21 protein-coding genes are annotated in these 16,273 nt (G+C 70.9%); 7 read left to right on the top strand and 14 right to left on the bottom strand.

Annotated features, from left to right (window positions below):
- Positions 1-183: 183 nt before the first annotated feature.
- The gene (locus AC1VM9_RS08595; RefSeq protein WP_483122317.1) at positions 184-1,542 is read right to left on the bottom strand and encodes an MFS transporter; all 1,359 of its coding nucleotides are present in this window, start codon (positions 1,540-1,542) and stop codon (positions 184-186) included.
- 158 nt (positions 1,543-1,700) lie between these two features.
- Between AC1VM9_RS08595 and AC1VM9_RS08590 the strand changes: the two genes are divergently transcribed.
- Positions 1,701-2,111 carry a nitroreductase family deazaflavin-dependent oxidoreductase gene (locus AC1VM9_RS08590; RefSeq protein ID WP_483122316.1) on the top strand — a complete coding sequence of 137 codons (411 nt, stop codon included), beginning with the start codon at positions 1,701-1,703 and terminating at the stop codon, positions 2,109-2,111.
- A gap of 88 nt (positions 2,112-2,199) precedes the next feature.
- Complete coding sequence (locus tag AC1VM9_RS08585) at positions 2,200-2,604, top strand: VOC family protein (protein ID WP_483122314.1); 405 nt, start codon at positions 2,200-2,202, stop codon at positions 2,602-2,604.
- Between the two features lie 24 nt (positions 2,605-2,628).
- On the opposite strand, the gene AC1VM9_RS08580 is transcribed toward AC1VM9_RS08585, so the two are convergent.
- Positions 2,629-3,039 carry a VOC family protein gene (locus AC1VM9_RS08580; RefSeq protein ID WP_483122313.1) on the bottom strand — a complete coding sequence of 137 codons (411 nt, stop codon included), beginning with the start codon at positions 3,037-3,039 and terminating at the stop codon, positions 2,629-2,631.
- A 102-nt stretch (positions 3,040-3,141) separates the two neighbouring features.
- Positions 3,142-3,813: an N-acyl homoserine lactonase family protein gene (locus AC1VM9_RS08575; RefSeq protein WP_481344628.1), complete on the bottom strand. Its 672-nt coding sequence runs from the start codon at positions 3,811-3,813 to the stop codon at positions 3,142-3,144.
- 155 nt (positions 3,814-3,968) lie between these two features.
- On the opposite strand from AC1VM9_RS08575, the gene AC1VM9_RS08570 reads away from it, so the two are divergent.
- Complete coding sequence (locus AC1VM9_RS08570; RefSeq protein WP_481344629.1) at positions 3,969-4,595, top strand: maleylpyruvate isomerase family mycothiol-dependent enzyme; 627 nt, start codon at positions 3,969-3,971, stop codon at positions 4,593-4,595.
- 96 nt (positions 4,596-4,691) lie between these two features.
- On the opposite strand, the gene AC1VM9_RS08565 is transcribed toward AC1VM9_RS08570, so the two are convergent.
- Both AC1VM9_RS08565 and AC1VM9_RS08560 read right to left on the bottom strand, forming a co-directional pair.
- A complete protein-coding gene (locus AC1VM9_RS08565; RefSeq protein WP_481344630.1) occupies positions 4,692-5,333 on the bottom strand; it encodes a hemerythrin domain-containing protein in 642 nt (213 codons plus the stop codon).
- A gap of 126 nt (positions 5,334-5,459) precedes the next feature.
- Entirely contained in the window at positions 5,460-6,074 is a 615-nt protein-coding gene (locus AC1VM9_RS08560) for a YdeI/OmpD-associated family protein (RefSeq protein ID WP_481344631.1), read from the bottom strand.
- Between the two features lie 527 nt (positions 6,075-6,601).
- Here AC1VM9_RS08560 and AC1VM9_RS08555 point away from each other — a divergent pair.
- Entirely contained in the window at positions 6,602-7,888 is a 1,287-nt protein-coding gene (locus tag AC1VM9_RS08555; protein WP_483122312.1) for a hypothetical protein, read from the top strand.
- A gap of 54 nt (positions 7,889-7,942) precedes the next feature.
- Here AC1VM9_RS08555 and AC1VM9_RS08550 read toward each other — a convergent pair whose 3' ends face one another.
- The 5 genes from AC1VM9_RS08550 to AC1VM9_RS08530 all read right to left on the bottom strand — a co-directional run bounded on the left by AC1VM9_RS08550 (position 7,943) and on the right by AC1VM9_RS08530 (position 11,375).
- Complete coding sequence (locus AC1VM9_RS08550; RefSeq protein ID WP_481344633.1) at positions 7,943-9,562, bottom strand: chloride channel protein; 1,620 nt, start codon at positions 9,560-9,562, stop codon at positions 7,943-7,945.
- A complete protein-coding gene (locus AC1VM9_RS08545; protein ID WP_481344634.1) occupies positions 9,559-10,023 on the bottom strand; it encodes a MarR family winged helix-turn-helix transcriptional regulator in 465 nt (154 codons plus the stop codon). The genes AC1VM9_RS08550 and AC1VM9_RS08545 overlap by 4 nt, the downstream gene beginning before the upstream one ends.
- Positions 10,024-10,168: 145 nt before the next feature.
- Positions 10,169-10,369 (bottom strand): hypothetical protein, encoded by a 201-nt coding sequence (locus tag AC1VM9_RS08540; protein WP_481340920.1) that lies wholly within the window; start codon positions 10,367-10,369, stop codon positions 10,169-10,171.
- Between the two features lie 64 nt (positions 10,370-10,433).
- Positions 10,434-11,105, bottom strand: coding sequence for an O-methyltransferase (locus tag AC1VM9_RS08535; RefSeq protein ID WP_481344635.1), 672 nt, complete (start codon positions 11,103-11,105; stop codon positions 10,434-10,436).
- A 69-nt stretch (positions 11,106-11,174) separates the two neighbouring features.
- Positions 11,175-11,375: a hypothetical protein gene (locus AC1VM9_RS08530; protein ID WP_481344636.1), complete on the bottom strand. Its 201-nt coding sequence runs from the start codon at positions 11,373-11,375 to the stop codon at positions 11,175-11,177.
- 105 nt (positions 11,376-11,480) lie between these two features.
- Here AC1VM9_RS08530 and AC1VM9_RS08525 point away from each other — a divergent pair, with 105 nt between their 5' ends.
- Together AC1VM9_RS08525 and AC1VM9_RS08520 are read left to right on the top strand one after the other, a co-directional pair.
- Positions 11,481-12,143, top strand: a complete 663-nt coding sequence (locus AC1VM9_RS08525; RefSeq protein WP_481344637.1) for a DUF1214 domain-containing protein — start codon at positions 11,481-11,483, stop codon at positions 12,141-12,143.
- On the top strand, positions 12,140-12,757 hold the full coding sequence (locus AC1VM9_RS08520; RefSeq protein WP_481344638.1) for a DUF1254 domain-containing protein: 618 nt from the start codon (positions 12,140-12,142) through the stop codon (positions 12,755-12,757). The genes AC1VM9_RS08525 and AC1VM9_RS08520 overlap by 4 nt, the downstream gene beginning before the upstream one ends.
- A gap of 15 nt (positions 12,758-12,772) precedes the next feature.
- On the opposite strand, the gene AC1VM9_RS08515 is transcribed toward AC1VM9_RS08520, so the two are convergent.
- The gene (locus AC1VM9_RS08515; protein ID WP_481344639.1) at positions 12,773-13,075 is read right to left on the bottom strand and encodes a hypothetical protein; all 303 of its coding nucleotides are present in this window, start codon (positions 13,073-13,075) and stop codon (positions 12,773-12,775) included.
- A 150-nt stretch (positions 13,076-13,225) separates the two neighbouring features.
- Here AC1VM9_RS08515 and AC1VM9_RS08510 point away from each other — a divergent pair, with 150 nt between their 5' ends.
- Positions 13,226-14,641, top strand: coding sequence for an alkaline phosphatase PhoX (locus AC1VM9_RS08510; protein WP_481344640.1), 1,416 nt, complete (start codon positions 13,226-13,228; stop codon positions 14,639-14,641).
- A gap of 93 nt (positions 14,642-14,734) precedes the next feature.
- Here AC1VM9_RS08510 and AC1VM9_RS08505 read toward each other — a convergent pair whose 3' ends face one another.
- The 3 genes from AC1VM9_RS08505 to AC1VM9_RS08495 are packed head-to-tail and all read right to left on the bottom strand — an operon-like array spanning position 14,735 to position 16,232.
- Complete coding sequence (locus AC1VM9_RS08505) at positions 14,735-15,169, bottom strand: arsenate reductase ArsC (protein ID WP_483122311.1); 435 nt, start codon at positions 15,167-15,169, stop codon at positions 14,735-14,737.
- Positions 15,166-15,885, bottom strand: a complete 720-nt coding sequence (locus AC1VM9_RS08500; RefSeq protein WP_481347360.1) for an aquaporin — start codon at positions 15,883-15,885, stop codon at positions 15,166-15,168. The genes AC1VM9_RS08505 and AC1VM9_RS08500 overlap by 4 nt, the downstream gene beginning before the upstream one ends.
- A complete protein-coding gene (locus AC1VM9_RS08495) occupies positions 15,882-16,232 on the bottom strand; it encodes a metalloregulator ArsR/SmtB family transcription factor (RefSeq protein ID WP_481340938.1) in 351 nt (116 codons plus the stop codon). Before AC1VM9_RS08495 ends, AC1VM9_RS08500 begins: the two co-directional genes overlap by 4 nt.
- Positions 16,233-16,273: the final 41 nt, after the last annotated feature.

Below are 16,273 nucleotides of genomic sequence, written 5' to 3'. Positions count from 1 at the left end.
GCCCGAACGCCTGTCCCTCACGGACGCACCGAGGAGTCCGCGCCGCCGCGACGTCGCGGGCCGCTTGGGCGGCCGGTCGCCGCCGTTGCCCACCGTTCCAGCCTAGACGCGGTCGCGCTGGAGCCGGCCACCGATCGAGGACGACCCCGACACCCTGCGAGCGTGAGACGCCTCCGGCCGGTGTCAGCGAGTCGGATCGGGGGCTGACACTCGCTCGTCGGTGGTGCTGAGGGTCGGCGCGCCGACGGCGAGGCCTTCCTCCGGTTCGGGCGCGGACGCGCGTGCCTCGGCGAGCGCCTCGGCCGGCACGTGCCGCTCCAGGAACCGGCGGGCCAGCCGCGTCGAGGGATGGATGCCGATCGCGGCGACGACGATGATCCCGGCGATGAGCAGCCAGCCTCCGGCACCCCAGTTCATCGCGAGGAACGTGTAGAGCGCGGGAGCCCAGACCCGGCCGAGGGTCCCGCTGAGCTCGGCGGCGCCCTGGTAGGCGCCGCGTTGGCGTGGGTCCATCAGCTCGGCCTCGAACGACCAGCTCGCCGCAGACAGGTACAGCTCGGCGCCGGTCACCGTGACGTGCCCGAGCCAGACCAGCGCGATGGTCACCCAGCCGACGGTGTCGTGCGTCGCCAACGTGATGAGGCAGGACACGACGAAGAAGCCGGCCGAGAGCCGAATGGCCTTGAGCGCCGTCGGGATGTCCCTGACCCCGCGGGAGGTCACCATCGGCAGGAAGATGCACATGACGGTGTTGGTGCCGAAGAGGAACGCCAGCAGCACCCGCGGCGCGTCCGTCTTCTCGACGAGCCACAGCGGGATGACGACGTTGAGCAGCACCTGGTTGGTCCAGAACACGCCGCCGAAGAACGTCGTGAGGAGCCACCCCGGGTTGCGCAGCGGGCCGGGTCCGGAGACCTTCACCTTTCGGTCCTCGGCGCTGCGTTCGTCATGGGCCGCCTTGGGGAGGCGGATGATCGCGGCGGCGTTGACGAGGAAGGCCACCGACGTGAACCACGGCAGGGCGTGCAGGACGTCGTTGGAGTGGAACGCGAGGGCGACGCCGCCGAGCATCGAGCCGACCGTGAAGCCGACGTTGAGCGCGGAGTACATGTACGCGCGCGACCGCACCCGCTCGTCCGGCGGGAGGACGTCGATCGTGTACGCGCCGTACGCCGCGCCGCCGAGCGCGCCGATGACCTCCATGCCGACGGCCATCACGACGTAGCCCTCGAAGCCGTTGATGAGCGGCCAGAAGGCGAACATCACCGCCTGCCCCGCTGCACTGACGGCCCACATCCTCTTGGGCCCGAAGCGGTCGACGAGCTTGCCCATCGGCAGGGCAGCGAGGAACGCCGCGACGCCCGCGATGGTGAGGCCGAGACCGACCTGAGCGGCCGAGAGCCCGACGATCTGCGTGAAGAACACCGCCGAACCGGTCATGAAGGTGCCCTCGCCGAGGGCAAAGAGCAGCGACTGGACGGACAGCCGTCCCGCCAGCGGCGACGGCGGGCGGGCGTGACGGAGGACGGCGTCGAGAACCACCCGAGGATTCTGCAGACCCGGACGGCAGGTGTCACCGCATTTACCCCCTCCCGTGCCGAAGGAGAGGCGGCAGCCGGCCCGGTGGTTCCGGCGCGGCACGCCACCGCGGCCGCTCGCCGTAGAGTTCCTGGGTCGGTTCCAGTCGAGAGGAGCGCGCCATGGACGATGCCGTCTCCGGGAGCGAAGCCACCCGGGCCGCGTTGAACCACAGCCAGCTCATCGAACTCACGACGACCGGCCGGCGAACCGGTCGACCTCGGCGCATCGAGATCTTCCTGCACCACGACGACGACCAGCTGTTCATCACGGGCCTGCCGCGGGCCGATCGCACGCGGGACTGGATCTACAACATCGACGCCGATCCGCACGTCGTGATCCACCTGAAGCAGTCAGTGGTCGCCGACGTGCCCGCGACCGCGCGAGTCGTGACCGACCCTGACGAGCGCCGTCCGTACATCGAGGCGGCCGCCAGGCGCTGGCGTCGCACGGACGTCCCGGAGATGCTTCGACACAGTCCGCTCATCGTGCTCACCGTCGACGACTCCGGCGACCGCGGGCCTGGCCGGTAGAGGCCCAGGCGCGAGAGGACGGACGAAGTCCGCACGCCGGAACCGCGACAGGCTCGCCGCCTTCGCCGCGGCGTCGTACCGTGAACCGGTGGCCAGTGTGAGCGTGCGGTACATCGTCGACGACATCGATGCCGCGATCGCGTTCTACCGCGACCGGCTCGGGTTCACCGAGGTGATGCACCCCGCGCCGACGTTCGCGATGCTCGAGAACGGCGCGCTGCGCCTGGCGCTCAGTGCCGCCGGGGGCGGTCCGGGCGGCGGTCAGGCGATGCCCGACGGGACCGTCCCGACCCCCGGTGGCTGGAACCGCTTCTCGCTGCAGGTCGACGACCTCTCCACGCTCGTCGAGCGACTGCGCGGCGAGGGCGTGAGGTTCCGCAACGAGATCGTCGAGGGCATCGGCGGGCGGCAGATCCTCGCTGAGGATCCGGCGGGCAACCTGGTCGAGCTGTTCGAGCCGACGCGGGACGAGGCGCGGCTCGGTCCGAGCTGACCAGTCATCTCAGGTGCACTCGTCCTACCCGCTCGTCGGCCAGACGGGGCCCTGCTCGGTCCAGGTGACGCCCTTGTTGTGGCAGAGGCAGAACGGGTGGCCGACGGGATCGGTGTAGACGCGCCAGCCGTGGCCGTCGGCGCCGATGAAGTCCTGCTTCAGGATCGCGCCGAGGGCCAGGACCCGGCTCTGTTCCGCCTCGATGTCGTCGACCTCGAAGTCGAGATGGAACTGCTTGGGGTGCTCGGCGTCGGGCCACGTCGGGGCGCGGTAGTCCTCCACCCGGATGAAGGCCAGGTCGATCTCGCCGAACCGGATACCGGCCCAGCTGCCGTCGCTGCCGCCGTTGACCGGCCGGCCCGTCACCTCGGAGTAGAACGCCGCCAGCTGCATCGTGTCCGGGCAGTCGATGATGAAGTCGGTGAGTCGCAGCACCCGTGCGATCTTGCCACGAGGCAACCGGATCGTGACGGCCGATGCGCCGCCTTCGCCCGGGTGTCACCGGACCTGTGCGCGCGGTCCTTCAGGGACTTCCGGTCACGCGTCGTGGGGGGCCGACGGACGCCATGGCTCGTGCTGGTGCGAGAGCCAGACCTCTTCGGGGGCGAGTGCCCGGACCAGTCGCTGGCCGTCGGTGCGCGGGTGGTCGAGCTCGTCGAAGAAGACCGCCGTGTCACCCGCGATGACGATGGAGCGGTCGCCCGTCTCGACGACGACGACCTGCGAGCCTCGCGTGTGGCCGGGCGTCGGAACGAGCCGGATCCCCGGCAGCAGCTCGAGGGTGCCGTCGACGGGCACGTACTGCACCCCGGGCGCCTCGACCCACTCGCGGATCGTGTAGTCGTCCTGGCTCCGCGCGTCCTCCAGCTCCGCGCGTTGGACGTAGACCGGCTTGCCCGGGAAGAGGTGGTTGCCGCCGCAGTGGTCGAAGTGCAGGTGCGTGTTGACGACGACGTCGATGCCGGCCAGGTCGAAGCCGGCCTGCTCGCTCAGTGGGGTCAGGCGAGGATCCATGTCGTCGACCGCCGGGTGCAGCTGCGTCATGCCGGTGTCGACCAGCACGCGCGCGTCGGGATGGTCGATGACGTGCACGTAGACCGGCATCCTTTCGCCCTCGGCGAGCAGCTCCGCGACGAGCACCGGCGTGACGGTGGCCGTCGGGCCCTCGCGTCCCGGTCGCTCGGCCTTCTCGGTTCGTGGATCGCCCATGGAGGAGAGTGTGGGGCACAGTGGCCGGCCCGCGGTGGCTCTGCGGCGCCGTTTCCTCACGCGTCACTCGTCGCCCGTACTCCGTGCGGGCCTGGACGTGTTGCAGGACCTTGTGCTGGAGTCGGTCAGGACATCGAGACGGGAGCCGATGAACCATGGCAGACCTCAGCGACCTGGCGGCCGCCGAGCGACGAGACCTGGCCGACTACCTCGACACGCTGACGGCAGCGGAATGGGACCAGCCATCCTTGTGTCCCGGCTGGTCGGTGCGCGACGTCGTCGGCCACATCGTGAGCTACGACGTGCTGAGCTGGCCACGGTTGCTGGCGCTGACGGCCCGCTCGGGCTTCTCCCTCAGGCTCGCCAACCAGCGTGGCGTCGAAGAGAGCCGACGGCTCGGCACCGAGGAGCTCGTGGCGCGGCTTCGCGCACACGTCGTTCCGCGGGGGATCACCACCGCATTCGGGTGCGCCGTCGCGCTGACCGATGCCCTGATCCACCAGCAGGACATCCGACGGGCACTGGCTCACCCTCGCGACGTCCCTCGAGAGCGACTGGTCGCAGCGCTGAGCTTCGCACCCCGCGCCCGTGCCCTACCAGCACCGGCCAACATCCGCGGGCTGCGCGTGGTCGCCACCGACCTGCCGTGGGCCCATGGGACCGGGCCGGAGGTCCACGGCCCGGCCGAGGCGCTCCTCGTTGCGCTCGCGGGGCGTCCCCAAGCCCTGCAAGACCTGCACGGACCGGGACTCGACGCTCTCGCAGGCAGGGTGAACACGTAGGGCCAACCTGTCGACGCCGCAGCCGAGGAGCACGACGATGTCCGCCGGTTCCCGCCTGACCTGACAGGCCTGCGACCCGGTCTCGGACCGGAACGCCTACGTGGTGGGCGCCCAGGCGGGCGCGATGTCCCGGTGGTAGGACCTGCCGGCGAGTCTGCTGAGCAGAAAGGTCACCGGGGCCGGAATGGCCGAGCGGAGGTAGGTGCGCTCCGCCTCGGGCATCCCGTCCTGGATCCACGCCATGAACCGGCCCGAGACGGCGAGGGATGCGGGTCGCAGCTGCTTCTCGACGACCTTCCACTCGGGCGTCCCGAGGTGCGGCAGCAGGAGCGGCTCGAGGTCGTTCTCCTCGTGATGCAGGTGTCGCTCGACGACGTCGTTCGCCTTCAGCACGGCGTCCCTGGCGGCATGGGCGTCGCCGGCGGACCCGCTCGAGGCGTAGGTGTCCATGGCAGTGCGGGCACCGGCGAGTGCGTCCGCCATGGCCTGATGCTCCGTCTCCATGACCTCGACCAGCTCCGTGGCCCCTTGCACCTTGGCCAGGAACGGAAAGACGTGGGTGTCCTCGCCCTCGTGGTGGTGCTTGAGCTGGTCGTGCAGGTGCGCGTAGGCCACCTGCAGCTGCTGGGCGCGGGCCCGGTCACCGTCGGGGGCGGTGGCGAGGGCGGACTCGAGGCGAGCGAGGTCGCGACGCACCGCCGCGTGGATGACACGATTCATCGTCATGGGACCTGTCATGGTCGAGACGATAGCCATCCGCACCCGACGCGGCTGCCGGAACCGGCGCGGCCACGGCCCAGCTCGGACCAACCACCGCACCGCACCAGCCGCAGGTCGCACGAGCCTTGCCGCGGTCTCTCCTGCCTAGGCGTCGCGGGGACCGCGTTCGTCCCTCGCGCTGTTGGGGTGGATCGTCTCTCCCCGGGCGAGCATGGCCACGAACTGCTCGATGCGTCGCCTTCGGGTCTCGGCCCGCTTCGCCGTCTCGACCCGGTAGAGGATCGCGTAGCGGTTTCGGCTGTTGAGCTTCTCGAACATCGCCCGCGCGGAGGGATCGGAGTCGAGGGCTTCCGCGAGGTCGGTCGGCACCTCGATGCTCGCCGGTCCGGCGTACGCGGCGTGCCAACGGCCGTCCGCCTTGGCGCGCTCCACCGCGGCGAGTCCGGACGCGTGCATCCGCCCTTCCGCCATGAGGCGCTCCACGATGGCGACATTGCGCTGTGACCACCCGCTGCGCCGGGTGCGGGGCGTGAAGCGCTGCCGGTAGCTGTACTGGTCGCCGCCACGGATCTGCCCGTCGATCCATCCGTGACAGAGCGCCTCGTCGAGCGCCTCGTCGTAGGTGAGGCTGGTGGGCGCGGCCGCGCCCTTCTTCGCCAGGGTCAGCCACACCCCGCGGTCATCACCGTGGTGTTCGTCGAGCCAGGCGCGCCATGCGGCGCCGTCCGCGACCGTCAGGGCAGGCAGCTCGTCACTCACGACTCCAACCTTCGCACGGGCCCAGAGGCGGCAAGCCATCCGTGACAGCAGCCTGCACGTGTCATCGCGGCGCCGTCCGCGCCGTGTGCGCTGAGTTCCCCAAAACCGGAACAGCCCTCGACGGACGGAGCACACTGGACGTGACGAAGCGGGTGCATCGTGGTCGAGCGCCGATCGGCCCAGGTTCAGGTGGCGTCGGCTGGAGGAGTCATGAAGCGAACCCGTGCGCTGTGGTCGGCAGTGGTCCTGGTGGCGGCGGCGGTGCTCGCCGGCCCACAGGCCTCGTCAGGGAGTTCGAGCGGGCCTCTGGATCCACTCTGTGAGAGGCATGCGACGCTCTGTCCCGACCCGCTTCCCGGCAGGACTACGAAGGCGGCTACGTCGGCCACGACGAGCCGGCCCTGCTCTTCTACTCGACCCGAGCCGGCTCGGGGAACTCGGCCACCTGGCAGCTGCGGCTTCCGCGTGAGGCGCCCACACTGCCGAAGCAGGACGGCACCGGCGGCACGTGGAACTTCCAGCGGAGCGTGGCGTTCTGGTACGGCATGGACCTGTGCGAGACCCAGAGCTACCCCAACCCGGGCGTTGCCTGCACCCCCGACTCGGACAGCAACATCAAGACGAGCAGCGACCACTCCGCACCCGACTGGATGGGCAACCACGTCGGGACCGGCTTCCTGGAGCTGCAGTTCTACCCGCCCGGATGGGTGCCTGAGCCGAACGTGTCCTGCGACCCGACGAAGTGGTGCGCGGCCATGGTGGTCTTCGGTCTCTCCGCAACCCGGACCCAGGTGAACAACGCCGACTGCCTGGACCGCGCCGGTGAGGAATGGGCGGACTTCGCGTTCATCACCAGGAGCGGCACGCCGCAGGCACCACCGGACCCGCTCAACGCCACCCTCGCGACCTTCACGCCCGACCCGGCGCAGGTGCTGTACATGGACGCCGGCGACACCCTGCAGATCTCGATCCACGACTCGGCGGCCGGGCTGGTGAACTCCATCACCGACGTGACGAGCGGGCAGAGCGGGTCGATGACGGCCAGCATCGCCAACGGCTTCGCACACCCGCTGTTCCAGCCCTCGGCGGTCGGCTGCACGGAGGAGCCGTACGCCTTCCACCCGATGTACGCCACCTCCAGCGAGCAGACGCTGGTGCCCTGGACCGCGCACACCTACAACGTCTCCTTCTCCGACGAGATCGGCCACTTCGAGTACTGCGACCGCGCCAACACGCTGGGCAGCTGCGTCAACCCCGGCGTCGGGGAGACGAAGAAGGACGTCGACGACACGGCCTGCTTCAACGCCACCGAGTCGCTGCTGGCGCCCGTCGGTGGCTGCATCGCCACCGACCGTGACTTCGACGGCACGTCGTACCAGCGCGACTGGTCCGGCACGCTGGCCGACCCCGCGCAGGACCGGCTGGTCCACTCGGGCTCCTTCCAGCTCACCAGCCCACAGACCGACGGGCACAACTACAGCCGGATGGCGTTCGAAGCGGACATGCCGGCCATCGAGCCGCTGTCCGTGTGTGCCCTGGACGGCGCCGGTTGCGTCAACCCGCCGCCGGGCGCCCAGTTCTACCCCATCTACTCGACCCGGTCCGGGCCGAACGGCGCCTGCGCCTGGCAGGAAGGCGGCACGTTCATCCCCGGCACCACGAACACGTTCGGCGGCACCTCGACGTCCGAGTACGGACCCGAGCTCGCCACCTACTACCCCGGCGATCCAGGGTTCCCCGAAGGCACGTTCGTCGACAACTTCCGCACCGTGCTGCCTCGCAACCCGTGCCCGAGCAGCGGCCAGCTCCCGTGAGGCACGACGTACACGACAGCCGTGTACTGCACCCGCGCGGCACGGCCCCTGCCATCAGCGGCGGCCGAGGCCGAGCGGCCTCGTGAAGACCTGCTCGCGTTCGGTCGCCTCCGTCAGGTCGTGCCGGCGTGCCACGAGCAGGGACTGCACGTCGACGAGCCCGAGGACGTCGCCGCCCTCGCCGAGGACGGCGGCGCCGCCGTGGCCGTGTTCGGCGAAGACGTAGGCGACGTGTCGCAGCGTGTCGCCCGCATCGACGACGTGGTGGCCTCCGTCGATCGCGAGCCGGCGCGCCTCTTCCAGCGCCTCGGGCGAGGTGCGCATGACGTCGGAGGCGAAGAACGTCTCGAGCGGGTCGGTGGTGTAGTCGCGCGTCAGGTGCAGTCCTCGGCGGGCGATCTTCTCCGTGAGGACCGAGCGCTGGAGGATGAGGACGGAGACCGCGTACGCCGCCGAGGATGCGATGAGCAGGGGCAGCAGCGCATCCCAGGCGTGCGTCAGCTCGAGGGTGAACACGACGCCCGTCAGTGGCGAGCGCATGACGCCACCGACGACCGCCGCCAGGCCGAGCATGGCCCAGAACCCCGGGAACACGCCGGGCAGGACGAGCCCGACCGCGGCCCCGAGCGCGCCACCGATCATGAAGACCGGGGCGAGCACGCCCCCGGACGTCCCGGACCCCAGCGACAGCGACCAGATGAGGGTCTTGACGACGAGGATGCCGACGATGAGCCCGGTGGTCGCCCGTCCGGTGAGCAGCTGGTCGATGACGTCGTAGCCGACGCCGAGTGCTCGCGGCTCGACGAGCCCGCCGACGCCGATGACCAGACCCCCGAGTGCCGGCCACCACATCCAGTGCAGGGGGAGCCGACGGAACAGGTCCTCGGCGAAGTAGACGAGCCACGTCGCGCCGAGGGCCACGAGGGCGCCGCTGAGGCCGACGAGGGCGCTGAGCGCCTCGGCCGTCCACGTGATGGAGACGCCGCCGGTGGGTACCGGGAAGATCGCGCCGGTCCCGATGAGTGGTCCCCGTACAGCCGTCGCGACGGCGACCGCGGCGACGACCGGCACGAAGCTGCGTGGCCGCCACTCGAACAGCAGCAGCTCGACCGCCAGGAGCACGGCGGCGAGGGGGGCGTTGAAGGTGGCGGCCATCCCGGCCGCGGCACCCGCGACGAGGAGCGTCTTGCGCTCGTCGGCGGTGAGCCGAAGGTGCTGCGCGAGGATCGAGCCGATGGCGCCACCGGTCATGATGATCGGTCCCTCGGCGCCGAACGGCCCACCCGACCCGATGCTGACCGCCGCCGAGATCGGTTTCAGCACAGCCACTTTCGGCTCGACCCGGCTGCCGCGGATGAGGATCGCTTCGATCGCCTCGGGCATGCCGTGCCCGCGGATCTTCTCCGACCCGTAACGGGCCATGAGGCCGATGACGAGGCCGCCGACCACTGGCGCGAGGAGCACGAGCGGCCACGGGTGGTGCGTCGCACCGGGCGCCACGAGTGAGGTGTCGAGCCGCTGGTAGAAGACGACGTTCGTCGTCAGGCCGATGAGCTTGAGCAAGGCGTACGCCGCGAAAGCGCCACCGGCCCCGACCGGCAGTGCCCACGCGGCGATGACCAGCATCCGCGGGTGGACGTTGAAGTCCCCGAGCTCGACCTTGGCCCCGGTCACAGCGGCACCGGGCCGGTCAGGTCGTGGTGGCGTCGGCGGAGACCGTCGTGCAGCGCGTTGAGGCTGTCGGTGAGCGAGCCGAGCGCCTCGGCGTCGAGGCCCCGGAGGACGCGGGTCAGCTCACGAGAACGCCACGCGAGCACCGCGTCGATGACCGTGTCGCCGTGCTCGGTCAGGGCGAGCAGCACCCGGCTGCGGCTCGCCGGGTCGCCGGTGCGGGTGACGTGTCGCGACGCGACGAGCCGGTCGGCCAGGCGCGTGATCGACGAACCGTTGACCCCGAGCACGGTGGCCAGTCGGGTGCACGACGACTCTCCCTCGTCGCGCAAGGCGAAGAGCAGCCGCATCTGCGGCAGCGACACGTCCCCGACCTCGTCGACGCTCCGGACTGCCAGCCCGAGCAGGTCGCGGGTGATCTGCTGCAGCGCGGCCACGGTGGCGGCGGTGACTTGCTGTTGCATTCGACAAGTCTTGCAGAGAGCAAGGAGCCGGTGTCAAAGCCGTCTAGACACCGGGCCGGCCGGCCGACGGGCAGGCGGGTGTCGAGGTGATCGACGGTCGGGTGGCAGCACCACGGTGCGCGACCCCGGCGACGGAGGCCGGGCCTCAGGGCCAACGGGCCGTGAAGTAGGCGACCACCAGGGCGCACAGCGAGACGCCCACCAGCCACGCCCCCACCTGCGTCTCGGTGGTGCGCCGCGCCGAGACGTCCTGGCCGGACCGCCCCGGCCCGGGAAGGGACCCCCACACGATCAGACCGATGCCCACCACGAGCAGCACGCCGACCCCGGTCCAGAAGAAGGTCATCGCCCGGCCCCCTCGTCGACCCGGGCACACCGGCGGTGGCGCCGGCCGCTCCCGACCGGCGTCATCACGCCCCGGAGGGCGCGGTCGACCGACGGGCGATCGTCAGGCCGTCGAAGGCGGTCAGGACGACGGCCTCGACGCGGTCGTCGGAGGCCACGAGGTCGTTGAAGTCGCGCAACGCGGTCGTGTTCGTATCGGTCACCTCCGGATCGGCGATCCGGCCGCTCCACAGGACGTTGTCCGCGAGCAGCAGACCTCCGGGCCGGACGCGCGGCACCAGCTCTTCCCAGTAGGCGGCGTACCCGGGCTTGTCTGCGTCGATGAAGACCAGGTCGATGTCCGCCGTCGCCGGCAGCGCTCGCAAGGTGTCGATCGCGGGTGCGATCCGCAGCTCGATCCGGTCGGCAAGACCGGCCGCGGCCCAGGCCTGCTGCCCGATCTGGGTCCAGTCTTGACTGACGTCGCAACACAGCAGTGAACCTCCCTCGGCCAGGCCCCGGGCGATGCACATGCTCGAGTAGCCGGTGAACGTCCCCACCTCGACCGCCCGACGCGCCCCGACCAGCCGGGCGAGCATCGTGAGGAGCTGGCCCTGGTCGTCGCCGATCTGCATGCCTGCCGCGTCGCCGAGCTTGGCTGTCTGCGCCTGCAGCTCACGCACCACACGGTCGGGACGCCAGGTCCCATGAGCCACGGCATAGGAGCGGATCACGTCGGTCACCGGGAAGCTGCGCATGCTCGGACGCTACGCCTCCTGCCACGCGGTGCGGCACCCTCACGGACGGTGCCGTGACCCAGGGCTACCTCATGACCCGGCCGCGCCATGCCGCTGGTCACCCAGGGCGGGCGTGGGTTCCTGGGCCGAGCGATCGAGGTCCCACAGCTCCAGCGCGCGCTCGAAGCGGTCGGCTGCGGTCGCCGCACCGTGCTGCTTGCCTGGGAGGCGCACCTCCTCGTGGATCGCCTCGCGCCACTCCCACGATTCGCACGCGGTCGTCCCCGGCACATCGGGAGAACTCCTCCAGCTCGCACTGGAAGCCGCGACGCGCCGAGGGCAGAGTGGAGCCGTGCGGATCGCGGCAGACCGGGGAGAAGAGGCTGGGGCCGCGGCATGAGCCGGCGACGGTCTGCTGCCGTGGCGGCCCTCGTCGGGGCGGTCTGTCTCTACGCCGTCGTCAGGATGCTGACGACCCCGGAACGGCCGGTCCGTACCGAGATCCTGCAGGGCGCGCTGGTGGGTGTCGGGCTGGCCGTCGTCACCGTCGAGATCTTCGCGAGGGTCAAAGCCGTCAAGGTCAACGGCTGGGTCACGATGCCCGGATGCGGTGTCCCCGGGAACGGCTTCCTGTCGCGGGCCGCGGCCACGTGGATGTTCCCGGGTCCGGTCAACGTGCCGGAGGAATCGGTGTACTGGACGACGCAGGCCGATGAGTCGGGTCGGCCGCTGAGCGGCCTCCACAGCTACGTCGTGCACTTCCCGGCGGGCGGGCTCCCACCCAACGACGCGTTCTGGTCGCTGACGATGGGCGATTCTCGGAACCGCTTCGTCCCCAACCCGATCGGCCGGTACAGCGTGGGCGACCGCTCGGGGCTGGCGCCGAACGCGGACGGGTCGGTCGACATCCACATCCAGAGCACCCTGCCGGTGGGCCGTGAGGCCAACTGGCTGCCTGCTCCCTCGGGCAGGTTCACCCTCTGGCTCCGCGTCTACCTTCCTGGCCGGGCCGTCCTCGAGGGCCGGTATGCCGTTCCGCCCGTGACCCGGGCCTCGTGAGCCCTGCCATGCAGCTCGAGCACCTCCTGCCCTTCGCCACAGCCATGGTCGCGGCGTGGTTCCTTGCCCTCTGGTTCTGGCCCCGCGTGCTGTTGTCCGTGTTCAAGCGCGCCATCCTCGTCAGCGGGTTCGGCGGCGGCCCGATCCCGGTGAACTCGCTCTACGTCCAGTCCCAGGCCTCGTTCGCCGACCCGGTCGGCACGACCACGGGTTCGACGCTGGCGACCACGGGCGTGAACCGGGACACGCTCATGGCCGCCGGCTGGCTGGACCTGCGAGAAGGGCCCCGGCTCCTGCACGTGCCGGACGCGGCTGACCGCTACTACAGCGTCCAGCTCACCGACCCGTCCACGAACACGAACTTCGCCTACGTCGGCACCCGCACGACAGGCAACCGGGCGGGCGACCACCTCATCACCGGGCCACACTGGACGGGCCCGCTCCCGAGCGGGACGACGCGAATAGCCTCACCCCACAACGCGGTTCTGATCTTCGTCCGCGTGCTCGTCCACGGGGACAGCGACCTGCCGTCCGCCCACCACCTCGCGACCCAGATCGTGCTGTCAGGACCGCCGACCCCCTCCGGAGAGTCCGAACGACCGCCGGGGTCGTGAGGGCGCCTCGACCCCTCAGGGAAGGTGTCGGTCCAGACGTCGCAGCACGGGCCCGAGGAGCGGCCAGTGCTGCAGCCCGACGCGCATGACCAGGCCCCGTGCGGCGGCGACCGACCTGCGGGCGAGAGCGCCCGGGGTTCGCATCCCCTCTTCGGCCGTGGCCCGGGCGCGGCGGGACAGCCAACGCGCGCACCCGGCGCAGACGCCCACTTCCGGGTGGGACCCGAGCCGAGTCAGGTCCTGCTCGTCGAACGGCTTCCCGCAGCACCAGCAGCTGGGGCGCTGCACCTGCTCGCGCTCCTGCGCACTAACCGCCATCTGCCCATCGTCACCCCTCACCGACCGGGAGACCAGAGGCGTCGACCCCGAGGCCGAACCGTTCACCGGACCGACATCCGGAGTTGGGTGCGGCCGGTAGCCGTCAGGCATGGACTTGGACCCGACCATCCAACGCGTGAAAGGCGTCTCATGACCACCTCCCTCAACCGCCGTGGCTTCCTCAGAGGCACGGCCGCCACCGGCCTGGGCATCGCGATCAGCGGCAGCATCGACGTTCTCGCCGGAGGAGGTAGCGCCCTGGCCGCCCCGCGGTCGTCGGTCGGGTACGGGCCGCTGGTTCCTGACCCCAAGGGCCTGCTGGCCTTGCCGGCGGGGTTCTCCTACCGGATCGTCACGCAGAGCGGGGTGACGCCGACCGTCGACGGAGTCCCGACGGCGAGCGACCCGGACGGCACGGGCGTCTTCACCCGCGGCAACGGGTCGACCCTCGTCAACAACCACGAGATCGGTGGCAGCGAGCCCTTCGGGGTCCCGCCGCTGGCCGGGCTCACCTACGACGAGGGCGCCCGCGGCGGCACGTCGAACATCGACGTGGACGCGGACGGTACCCGCATCCGCGAGTACACGAGCGTCGCCGGCACCCACAACAACTGCGCGGGGGGCGAGACGCCGTGGGGCACCTGGCTGACCTGTGAGGAGACGGAGCAGCGGATGGGCGGCCGCTACCTCAAGGACCACGGCTACGTCTTCGAGGTCGACCCGAGCAGCCAGGAGGCCAACCTCGGCAAGAGCCCGGTGCCGCTGAGGTTCCTCGGCCGGTTCTCCCACGAGGCGGTCGCCGTCGACCCGACCACCCACACCATCTACGAGACGGAGGACGCCGGCGGCCCCAACGGCCTGTACTACCGGTGGACGCCCCCGGCAGGGTTCACCGGCGGCAAGGACGCCCTGCGCGAGCTCGCGCTCTCCGACGGCGGCGACAGGGCCGGCGCGCTGGAGGCGATGAGCTGCTACCGCGGCGACACGCACATCCCCGACCTGTCCCTCGCGACGCAGGCGGGCACCCGCTACACGGTCCGGTGGGGACCGGTACCCGACCGCGACGCCCGGACGACCTCGGTGCGCAAGCAGTTCGCGGACGACGAGATCACGCGCAGCCGCAAGCTCGAAGGAGCGTGGTGGGGCGACGGCGGCGCCTACTTCGTCGCCAGCTTCGCGCGCAGCAGCGACGGCAGCGCCAATGAGCACGACGGGCAGGTGTGGTTCTACGACCCCCGGACCGAGACCGTGACGCTGAAGACGATCTTCGCCGTCAACCCCGACCCGGACGTCGACACCGACAGCTACGACGGCCCCGACAACATGACGCTCTCGCCCTACGGCGGCATCATCATGGCCGAGGACGGCGAGGGCATCCAGCACCTCGTCGGCGTGACCGACCAGGGCAAGTCCTACCCGTTGGCCCGCAACGACCTCAACGACAGTGAGTTCACCGGCCCGGCCTTCAGCGCCGACGGCAAGGTGCTCTTCGCCAACATCCAGTCGCCCGGGTACGTCTTCGCGATCACCGGTCCGTGGGCGCGTCCGAGCAACGCCGAGGCCTGACCCTCCCGGCCGTCCGCGACGCAGCAGTCCTGGCGGCGGGGCCGCCGTCCGCACCGGGGGACGGCGGCCCAGCTCCGCGCCGTGGTGGGCGGATCAGCGGCTGGTCAGCTCGCTGACCAGCCGCTCGATGCGGTGGCGGATCTCGTCACGGATGGGTCGGACGTGCTCGAGGTCCCGGCCGGCCGGGTCGTCGAGGACCCAGTCCTCGTAGCGCTTCCCGGGGTAGAACGGGCAGGCGTCGCCGCAACCCATGGTGACCACGACGTCCGCCTCCCGCACGGCTGACTCGGTGAGCAGCTTCGGTGTCTCGGCCGTGATGTCGATGCCCTCTTCGGCCATCGCCTGCACCGCGACCCGGTTGACCTGCTCGGCCGGCTGGGACCCGGCCGACAGGACGTCGATGCGGTCGCCGGCGAGGTGCTGCAGGTAGCCGGCGGCCATCTGGGACCGCCCCGCGTTGTGCACGCAGACGAACAGGACGGTGGGCCGGTCGGTCGAGCGGTTGTCGGGCGAGGGGGTGTCGGTCACGGGCGTGCCTTTCGGACGGGGGAGGCTGGGGCGTCGGACCGGCTGGGGTGGAGCAGTGCGACGAGACCGAGCCCGGCGGCGCCGCCCACCAGCTGGGCAGCGACGAAGGCCAGGACGCTGACGGGGGCGATGCCGGCGAAGGTGTCCGACAGCATCCTGGCCACGGTGACGGCCGGGTTGGCGAACGAGGTCGAGCTGGTGAACCAGTACGCGCCGGTGATGTAGCCGCCGACGGCGTAGGCGACGCGGCGGCTGTCCGCGCCAGGGAATGGGCTGCGGGACGTGCCACGCAGTGTGCCGAACACGACGACCACCAGACCCAGCGTCGCGACGACCTCGCCGAGCCAGACTCCGGAGCCGGAGCGGATGTGCTGGGACACAGTGATCGCGGGCAGGTCGAACATGAGGTTGGCGACCAGGGAACCGGTCGCCGCCCCGGCGAGCTGCGCCACGACGAGGGCGGCGGTGACGCGGGTGGACAGCGTCCCGAGCGCGCGCTCGAGCACCGTGATGACCGGGTTGAACGAGGCGGACACCGGGTGCAGGGCCAGGATCAGCGCCACGAGCACGGCGCCGGTGACGACGGCGTTCTCCAGCAGCTGCAGCCCCACGTCGTGTGGTGACAGCCGGCTGGCCGCGATGCCGGAGCCGACGACGGCCGCGACGAGGAACGCGCTCCCGACGAACTCGGCCGCGACCTTCTCACGGAGCCTCACGACGCGGTGTCGGAGATGAGCGTCGCCAACGAGGACATGGCGTTCGGGCTGGACCGGTAGTACACCCAGACACCACGCTTCTCCCGCTCGAGCAGCCCGGCCTCGTGCAGCACCTTGAGGTGGTGGCTGATCGTCGGCTGCGACAGCTCGAACGCGTCGTTGAGGTCGCAGACACAGGCCTCACCGCCCTCATGGGATGCCACCAGCGACAGCAGCCGCAGGCGGACCGGGTCCGCCAACGCCTTGAGCATCGGCGCGATCCGCTCGGCGGCGTCCTGGCTCAGCGGCTCACGGCTCAGCGGAGAGCAGCAGGCCACGGCCTCGGCCGGCGTCAGGGTCAACGTCACAGAGTTCGACACGCGTCGATATTGACAGACGTCGATGCGTT

The organism is Monashia sp. HAY1-11D, from assembly GCF_056868035.1.
This window is presented reverse-complemented; position numbering and strand designations above follow the sequence as displayed.

What these genes read in the sequence shown, in the direction of transcription:
- AC1VM9_RS08590 (WP_483122316.1), top strand. Translation starts at nt 1,701, where the DNA reads ATGGACGATGCCGTCTCCGGGAGCGAAGCCACCCGGGCCGCGTTGAAC.
- AC1VM9_RS08540 (WP_481340920.1), bottom strand. Translation starts at nt 10,369, where the DNA reads ATGACCTTCTTCTGGACCGGGGTCGGCGTGCTGCTCGTGGTGGGCATC.
- AC1VM9_RS08510 (WP_481344640.1), top strand. Translation starts at nt 13,226, where the DNA reads ATGACCACCTCCCTCAACCGCCGTGGCTTCCTCAGAGGCACGGCCGCC.
- AC1VM9_RS08515 (WP_481344639.1), bottom strand. Translation starts at nt 13,075, where the DNA reads ATGGCGGTTAGTGCGCAGGAGCGCGAGCAGGTGCAGCGCCCCAGCTGC.
- AC1VM9_RS08565 (WP_481344630.1), bottom strand. Translation starts at nt 5,333, where the DNA reads ATGACAGGTCCCATGACGATGAATCGTGTCATCCACGCGGCGGTGCGT.
- AC1VM9_RS08535 (WP_481344635.1), bottom strand. Translation starts at nt 11,105, where the DNA reads ATGCGCAGCTTCCCGGTGACCGACGTGATCCGCTCCTATGCCGTGGCT.
- AC1VM9_RS08570 (WP_481344629.1), top strand. Translation starts at nt 3,969, where the DNA reads ATGGCAGACCTCAGCGACCTGGCGGCCGCCGAGCGACGAGACCTGGCC.
- AC1VM9_RS08525 (WP_481344637.1), top strand. Translation starts at nt 11,481, where the DNA reads ATGAGCCGGCGACGGTCTGCTGCCGTGGCGGCCCTCGTCGGGGCGGTC.
- AC1VM9_RS08545 (WP_481344634.1), bottom strand. Translation starts at nt 10,023, where the DNA reads ATGCAACAGCAAGTCACCGCCGCCACCGTGGCCGCGCTGCAGCAGATC.
- AC1VM9_RS08575 (WP_481344628.1), bottom strand. Translation starts at nt 3,813, where the DNA reads ATGGGCGATCCACGAACCGAGAAGGCCGAGCGACCGGGACGCGAGGGC.